The organism is Actinoplanes utahensis (assembly GCF_016862455.1).
In the GTDB taxonomy this organism is placed as follows: Bacteria; Actinomycetota; Actinomycetes; order Mycobacteriales; family Micromonosporaceae; genus Actinoplanes; species Actinoplanes utahensis.
Map to the genome: position 1 here is coordinate 1 of NZ_BOMZ01000130.1, position 8,867 is coordinate 8,867.

An 8,867-nucleotide genomic window follows, 5' to 3' on the forward strand; every position below is an offset into this window, starting at 1 on the left:
CCTTCGTCACCGAGCACGTCCTGCTGCCACAGCGCGTAGTCCGGGTACTGGACGGGCAGCGGCTCCAGCTCCGGCGCCCGGCCCTGAGAGCGGGCCGCGTAGGCGGCGCTCAGGTCGCGGGCGACGATCGGGTTGGACCAGCCGTCACCGGCGATGTGGTGCATCATCAGCAGCAGCACGTGCCGGCTGGGGTTCACCTCGAACAACCAGGCCCGGATCGGGGTCTCGGTGGCCAGGTCGAAGGCGTACCGCGCCGCCTCGGCGACGTCGTCGTCCACGGTCGCCGCCGTCGAGCGGGCCACCACCAGCTCCGGCTTCGCCGTGGCGGCGTCCAGGACGACCTGGTGCGGGCCGTGCTCGTCCTCGGCGAAGACGGTGCGCAGCGACTCGTGCCGGGCCGCCACGTCGCCGAGCGCGGCCCGGAGAGCGGGCACGTCCAGAGCGCCGTCGATGCCCATGGCCATCGTGACGTTGTAGGTGGCGCTCGGGCCCTCCAGCCGGTAGAGGAACCAGAGGCGGTTCTGGGCGTACGACAGCGGGATCCGGGCCGGCCGCGGCGTGACCGGGCGGACCCCCCGCACCGCGGCGCCCGCCGTGCCGAGCGCCTCGGCCAGCGCCGCCACGGTCGGCGACTCGAAGATCCGGCGGACCGACAGTTCGGCGTCCAGCACGCTGCGGATCCGGCCGGCCAGGCGGGTCGCCAGCAGCGAATGGCCGCCGAGAGCGAAGAAGTCGTCGTCGATGCTGACCCGGTCCACCCCCAGCACCTCGGCGAACAAGCCGCAGAGGATCTCCTCGCGCGGGGTGCGCGGGTCCCGGCCGGCCGACGCCGCGCCGTAGTCCGGGGCGGGCAGGGCCCGGCGGTCCAGCTTGCCGTTGACCGTCAGCGGCAGGGCCGGCAGGACCACGAACGCGGCCGGGACCATGTAGTCGGGGAGCAGGCGGAGGGCGTACTCGCGCAGCGCGGTGTCCGTCACGTCGACCTCGGTCACCAGGTACGCGACCAGCCGCTTGTCGCCGGGCTGGTCCTCGCGGACGATCACCGAGCAGCGGGCCACCGCCGGATGCGCGGCCAGCACCTCCTCGATCTCGCCCAGCTCGATCCGGAAACCGCGCACCTTCACCTGCTCGTCGGCGCGGCCGAGGATCTCCAGCCGGCCGTCGCGGGTCCACCGGCCCAGGTCGCCGGAGCGGTACATCCGGGTGCCGTCGGCGGTGAACGGGTCGGCCACGAAACGTTCCGCCGACAGGGCCGGCCGGCGCCAGTAGCCGCGGGCCACGCCGTACCCGGCGACGTAGAGCTCACCGGCGACACCCGGCGGCACCGGCCGCAGCGCGGTGTCCAGGATGTACACCCGCATGCCGGCGAACGGGCGGCCGGCGGTGACCGTGGTGCCGGTCAGCGGGGTGCCCGGGTCGATCCGCAGCTCGGCGCAGTTGACGGTGGTCTCGGTCTGGCCGTACGCCGCGAAGACGGTGGTCAGCTGGTTGCGGTCGCGCCAGCGCTGGAGGGCGGCCGCGGTCAGCATCTCGCCGCCCAGCACCAGGGTGCCCGACGGGGACGCCGAGCTGTCCAGGGCGTCCAGGGTCTCCAGGTGGCTGGGCGTCATCTTGGTGAAGGTCGGGCGCGGCACGTCCGACTCGGCCAGCTGCGGGAGGTCGCCGAGAACGATCTCGCCGCCGCGGGCCAGGGAGGTGTAGAGGGCGGTGACGGTCATGTCGAACGAGATCGGGGTGTGCAGCCAGGAGACGCCGCCGGCCGGGCCGTACGCGCGGGCCGACCGCTGCACGTACAGGCTGAGCGGCCGGTGCGCGATCATCACGCCCTTGGGCCGGCCGGTCGAGCCGGAGGTGTAGATGATGTACGCCGGGTGGTCCGGCAGCAGCGGAGAGCGCCGCTCGGCGTCGGCGATCGGGCCGGCCACCACGTCGGTGAGGTCGAGCCGGTCCGCCACGATCACCGGGGCGGCCGTGTCCGGCATCCGGTCGGCCACCTCGGCGGCGATCAGAATCACCTGGGGGTCGGCGTCGTCGACCATGTAACCGATCCGGTCGGTGGGGTACGCCGGGTCCACCGGCACGTACGCCCCGCCCGCCTTCAGCACCGCCAGCAGCGCCACCACGGCGTCCACCGACGCCGGCATGACCAGCACCACCCGGGACTCCGGGCCCACCCCGAGCCCGATCAGGTAGCGGGCCAGCTGGGAGGAGCGGGCGTCGAGAGTGCGGTAAGACAGGGTCACCCCGCCGTGGGTCACCGCCGGCGCGTACGGCGCGGCCTGCGCCCGGGCGGCGAACAGATCGAGGAACGGGATGTACGCGTCCGCGGTCCCGCCGCCCTGCCAGGTCTCCAGCACCGCCGTGCGCTCGGCGTCACCGAGCAGCGGCAGGTCCCGCACCGGCGCCTCCGGGTCGGCGAGCGCGGCGTCCAGCAGCCGGGTGAACCGGTCGGCCATCGCCGCCACGGTGTCCCGGTCGTACAGGTCGGTCCGGTAGGCGAGGGTGCCGCGCAGCCCCGCCGGCGATCCGTCGGCGGCGCGCTGCTCGTCGAGCGAGATGCGCAGGTCGAAACGGGCGGCCCCGGTCTCCACCCGGTTCGGGTGGACGGTCAGGCCGGGCAGGGTGACCACCGCGCGGCCGGCCGGGTCGGCGCCGTTGACGGCGAGCACCACCTGCACGAGCGGGTGCCGGGCGCTCGATCGTTCCGGGTTCAGCCGCTCGACCAGGCGCTCGAACGGGACGTCCTGGTTGGCGTACGCGTCCAGGGCCACCTGCCGGGTCCGGGCCACCAGGGTGTCGAAGGTCGGGGCGCCGCTCAGGTCGCTGCGCAGCACCAGGGTGTTGACGAAGAAACCGATCAGGTGCTCCAGGTCGGCGTCGGTACGCCCGGCGACCGGGGTGCCGATCGCCACGTCGGTGCCCGCGCCGAGCCGGGCGAACAGCGCCGACCAGGCGGCGTGCAGCACCATGAACGGGGTGGCGCCGCTGCGCCGGCAGTACGCGGCCAGCCGGGCGTGCAGGCCGGCGTCCAGGTCGAGGGTGATCCGGTCGCCGGCGCCGGTGCCGGCCGGCGGGCGGGGCCGGTCGGTGGGCAGGCCGATCTCGGCGGGCAGCGCCGCCAGCTGGCGGGTCCAGTAGTCGAGCTGCCGGCCCAGCGGGGAACCGGCGTCGTCCTCGGCGCCGAGCGCCTCCCGCTGCCAGAGGGTGAAGTCGGCGTACTGCACGGGCAGCGCCGGCCACTGCGGGGCGTCCCCGCCGGTGCGGTGCCGGTACGCCGCCGCGAAGTCGCGGGCCAGCACTGGGATCGACCAGCCGTCGCCGGCGATGTGGTGCACCAGGACGAGCAGCACGTGCTCGTCGGCGGCGAGGCGGAACAGCCAGGCGCGTACCGGAAGCTCGGCACCCAGGTCGAAGCCGTGCCGTGCCGCCTCGGCCACCGCCTCCTCGACGTCGTCGGCGGTGGTCGGCACCACGGTCAGTTCGGGCGCCGCCATCGGCAGGATCCGCTGGTACGGGCCGTCGGCGTCCTCACCGAAGACGGTGCGCAGCGGTTCGTGGCGCTCGGCCACGTCACCGAGCGCCGCCCGCATCGCGGCCACGTCGACGGCGCCGGACAGCCGCAGCGACAGCGGCATGTTGTAGGTCGCCCCGGCCTCGTCGAACCGGTGCAGGAACCAGAGCCGCTGCTGGGCGTAGGACAGCGGCATCCGCTCCGGGCGGGCGGCCGCGACGATGCCCGGCCGCGCCTCGCGGGCGTCGTCGAGCAGCGCCCGCACTCCCGCCACGGTCGGGTTGTCGAACAGCGCCCGGATGCTGACCTCGGCGCCGAGCGCGGCCCGGATCCGGCCGGCCAGGCGGGTGACCAGCAGCGAGTGCCCGCCGCGGTCGAAGAAGTCGTCGTCGACGCCGATGCCGGGCAGGCCCAGCACGTCGGCGAAGATCTCGCAGAGGATCTCCTCCTGCGCGTCGCGAGGCGGGCGGGAGGTCTCCGTCGTGTCCGCGGCGGGGGCGGGCAGGGCCTTGCGGTCGAGTTTCCCGTTCGGGGTGAGCGGCAGTTCGCCGAGCAGCACGACCGCCGAGGGGACCATGTGGTCGGGCAGGGTACGGGCCAGCGCGGCGCGCAGGCCGTCCGCGGTCGGGGCGGCGCCCGCGGACGGGACGGCGTAGGCGACCAGGCGCCGGTCGCCGGGCCGGTCCTCGCGGATGATGGCGGCGGCCCGGGCGACGTCGGCCGACTCGGTGAGCACCGCCTCGATCTCGCCCAGCTCGATCCGGAAGCCGCGGAGTTTGATCTGGTGGTCGACCCGGCCGAGGAATTCCAGGCGGCCGTCGGCGGTCCACCGGGCCCGGTCGCCGGTGCGGTACATCCGGGCGCCGGGCGGCCCGAACGGGCAGGCCACGAACCGTTCGGCGGTCAGGCCGGGCCGGGCCAGGTAGCCCTGTGCCAGGCCGTCACCGGCGATGTACAACTCACCGGCGGCGGTCGCGGGCACCGGGTGCAGCGCCCGGTCCAGGACGTACACCTGGGTGTTCGCGATCGGCACGCCGATCTCCGAGGTGGCGCCGGGGTCGGCGGCCACCTCGGTGGCGGTCGACCAGACGGTGGTCTCGGTGGGCCCGTACAGGTTGAGCACCGAACGGGTGCGCCGGCGCAGGGCCCGGGCCAGCGCGGCCGGCAGCGCCTCGCCGCCGACCAGGGCGCGGACGCCGCCGAGGTCGTGGTCGCCGGCGGCGTCCAGCACCGCGGTCCACAGGCTCGGCGTCGCCTGCATGACGGTGATCCGTTCCCGCCGCAGGGTCGCGGCGAGCGCGGCCGGGTCGCGGACCAGCTCGCGGGAGGCCAGGACGACGGTGCCGCCGGTCAGCAGCGGCCCGAAGATCTCCAGGCCGGCGATGTCGAATCCGACGGTGGTGGTGGCCAGGAGGCGGTCCTCCGCGCCCAGCGGCACGGCGGGCACCATCGCGTGCAGGAAGTTCGCAAACGCGGCCCGGGTGATCACCACGCCCTTGGGGCGGCCGGTGGATCCGGAGGTGTAGAGCACGTACGCCGGCTGGTCGCCGCAGATCTCGTCGTGTTCCGGCGCGGTGGCCGGCCGTTCCGCCACCGCCGCCTCGGTGGACAGGTCGCCGATCAGGACCCGCCGCACGCCGGGGAGGGCCGGGGCGGTCACGGTGGTGACCAGGACCGCCGGGTCGGCGTCGTCGAGCATCGCGGTGATCCGGCCGGCCGGGTAGTCCGGGTCGATCGGCAGGTACGCGGCGCCGGTCTTCAGCACCGCCAGCAGGGTGACCAGCAGCCGCTCGGTGCGCGGCAGCGAGACGGCGACCAGCCGGCCCGGGCCGGCGCCGTGCGCGATCAGGTGGTGGGCGAGCCGGTTGGCGTCGGCGTCGAGGCGGGCGTAGGTGACCTCGTGACCGGTGAACCGGATCGCGACGGCGTCCGGCCGGAACGCGGCCTGCCGGGCGATCGCCCGGGTCAGCGGCTCGGCCGGCACCGGCGTCGCGGTGGCGTTCCACTCGTCCAGCACGCGGACGCGCTCGTCGGCGGCCAGCACCGGCAGGTCCCGGATGGGCCGCTCCGGGCGGGCGACGGCGGCGGTCAGCACCCGGACCAGGCGGTTCACCAGGGTCCGGACGGTGTCCTCGTCGAACAGGTCGGTGCTGTACTCCAGCCCGCCGAGGATGCCGGCCGGGCTGCCGTCGTCGTGGTGCCGCTCGACCACCGAGAAGTACAGGTCGAACCGGGAGGTGCCGGTGCCGAGCCGGTACGGGCTGGCGGTCAGCCCGTCCAGCGCGGGCCGCGGCGCGTTCGGGTTGCCGGCCGAGGCGGCGAGCAGCACCTGGAACAGCGGATGCCGGGCCAGCGACCGGTTCGGGTTGACCGCCTCGACGACCCGCTCGAACGGCACGTCCTGGTTGGCGTAGGCGGCGAGGTCGGTACGGCGTACCCGGGCCAGCAGCTCGGCGAAGGTGGGGTCGCCGCCGGTGTCGGTGCGCAGCACCAGGGTGTTGATGAACAGGCCGACGATCCGCTCGGTGGCCTCCTCCACCCGCCCGGCGATGGGGGTGCCGATCGGGATGTCGGTGCCGCCGCTGAGCCGGCTGAGCAGGGTGGCCAGGGCGGCGTGCACGACCATGAACGTGCTGACCGAGTGTTCGCGGGCGAGCGTGACGACGGCGTGGTGCAGGCCGGCCGGGATGTCGAACTCGATCCGGTCGCCGCGGTACGACGCCCGCGCCGGCCGCGGCCGGTCGGTGGGCAGGTCGAGCTCCTCGGGCAGCCCGGCGAGGGTGGTGGTCCAGTGGCCGAGCTGCCGGCTCAGCACCGAGCCGGGGTCGCTGTCGGAGCCGAGCCGGCGTTCCTGGCGCAGGGCGTGGTCGATGTACTGCAGGGGCAGCGGCTTCGCCTCCGGGGCGTGGCCGCGGCGGCGGGCGGTGTACGCCTCGGCCAGGTCCCGGGCGAGCACCTCCATCGACCAGCCGTCGGTGGCGATGTGGTGCATGACCAGCAGCAGCGCGTGGTCGTCGGGCGCCACCCGGAACAGGGTGACCCGCAGCGGCGCCTCGGCGGTCAGGTCGAACCGGTGCCGGGCCGCCTCGATCAGCCGGGGCAGCAGCTCCGCCTCGGCCGCCTCGGCGGTCTCCCAGTGCGGCGTCACCGCGCCGGGCAGCTGGTACGGCCCGTCGGCGTCCTCCCGGAAGACGGTCCGCAGGGCTTCGTGGCGGTTCACCACGTCGCCGAGCGCGGCGCGCAGCGCGGCCTCGTCGAGCGGGCCGGTGAGCCGCAGCGCGGCCGGCACGTTGTAGGTCGCGCTGGGGCCTTCCAGGCGGTGCAGGAACCACAGGCGGCGCTGGGCCAGCGACAGCGGGATCCGGTCCGGGCGGGGCTCGGCCTCGGCCCGCCGGCTGTCGCCGCCGTCGAGGGAGTCGGCGAGCCCGGCGACGGTCGGCGCCTCGAAGATGTGCCGCGGGTACACGTCCACGCCCAGGTCGCGGCGGACCCGCCCGGCCAGCCGGCCGACGGTCAGCGAGTTGGCGCCGAGCTGGAATACGTCGTCGTCGATGCCGATCGTGGCGACCCCGATCACCTCGGCGAACAGCGCGCACAGCCGCTCGTCGCGCTCGTCACGGGGCGCGCGGGCCGGCCGGTCGTCGCGGATCTCCGGCAGGGCCCGCCGGTCGAGTTTGCCGTTGCGGGTCAGCGGCAGCTCCGGCAGCTCCGCCAGCGCGGCCGGCACCAGGTGGTCGGGCAGCAGGTCGCGCAGGTGGCCCCGGAGGACGTCGAGGTCCACCTTCCGGCCGGTGGCCGGGACGACGTAGCCGACCAGCTGGGTGACGCCACCGGCGGTGCGGCGCGGCACGACCGCGGCCCGGGCGACGGTGTCGTGCCCGGTCAGCGCGGCCTCGACCTCGCCCGGCTCGACCCGGAAACCACGGATCTTGACCTGGTGGTCGGCCCGGCCGGCGAAGAACAGCGTGCCGTCGGGGCGCAGGCCGCCGAGGTCGCCGGTGCGGTACATCCGCTCGCCGGTCCCCCACGGGCAGGCGGTGAAGCGCTCGGCGGTGAGGCCGGGCCGGCCGGCGTAACCGCGGGCCAGACCGGCGCCGGCCAGGTACAGCTCACCGACGGCGCCCGGCGGCACCGGCCGCAGCGCCGCGTCCAGCACGTGCACGCGGGCGCCGGTCACCGGACGGCCGATGCCGGGGGTGGCCGGCCACTCGTGGACGTCGTCCGGCAGCCGCCAGCCGGTCACCACGTGGGTCTCGGTGGGGCCGTACTGGTTGTGCAGGCGGCGTTCCGGCACCGCCGCGATGAACTCGCGCACCGCGCCGGCCGGGCGCAGCGCCTCACCGGCCTGCACCACGTCGCGCAGGGCGGGCAGCCGGGCGCCGGACGCCAGGGCCGCCGCGGCGAGCGCCTCGATGACCAGGTTGGGGGCGTACAGGGTGCCGACCGCCGTCGCGGCGAGCCAGGCGACGAGCTGCTCCGGGTCGCGGCGGGCGTCCTCCGGGCAGACGGCGAGGGTCTGGCCGGACAGCAGGGCGGCGTGCAGCTCCTGCAGGGACACGTCGAACCCGGTCGGCGCGAAGTGGGCGGTGACCGTGCCCGGCTCCGGCGGAATCAGGTCACGCTGCCAGGCCAGCAGGTTGTCCAGGGTGGCCGCGGGCACCAGGACCGGCTTGGGCGTACCGGTGGATCCGGAGGTGAACAGCAGGTAGGCGCCGTGGTCGGGGCGCAGCGCCGCGCCCCGGTCGGCGTCGGTCAGCGGCGCCGGGGACAGCGCGGCGACCCGGGCGCGTTCGGCGTCGCCGAGGTCGGCGGCGGTCACCACCACGGCGGGGCGGGCGTCGTCGAGCAGCCGGCGGATCCGCTCCGCGGGCAGTTCCACGTCGACGGGCAGGTAGATGGCGCCGGCGGTGAGGACCGCCCAGGCGGTGACGACCTGGTCGAGCGAGCGCGGCAGGGCGACGGCGACCACGGTGTCCGGGCCGGCGCCGCGTTCGATCAGGCGGCGGGCCAGCCGGTTGGCGGCGGCTTCCAGCTGGGCGTAGGTGAGGCCGCCGCGGTCGTCGCGGACGGCACAGATCTCGGGGGTACGCCGTACCTGCTCGGCGAACCGGTCCGGCACGCTGCGCCACGGGGCCGGGCGGACGGTGTCGGCGGCGGCGGCGATCTGCCGTGCCTCGGTCTCGTCGAGCGACGGCAACCGCCCGACGAGCTGCTCCGGATCGGTGAGGACGGCCTGCAGGATCCGCTCGAAGCGCCGGACGATCCCGGCCGCGGCGGCGGCGTCGAACACGTCGGGCCGGTAGCCGAGCTGGAACCGCAGCCGCTTGCCCGGGCCGGCCAGCAGCACGAGCGGGTA

Annotated in this window: 1 protein-coding gene; it reads right to left on the reverse strand. The window is 75.6% G+C overall.

Features of this window, described 5'->3' with window-relative positions:
* Positions 1-8,867 (reverse strand): non-ribosomal peptide synthetase (locus Aut01nite_RS42865; RefSeq protein ID WP_204037951.1); only part of this gene is annotated, 8,867 nt, incomplete at both ends.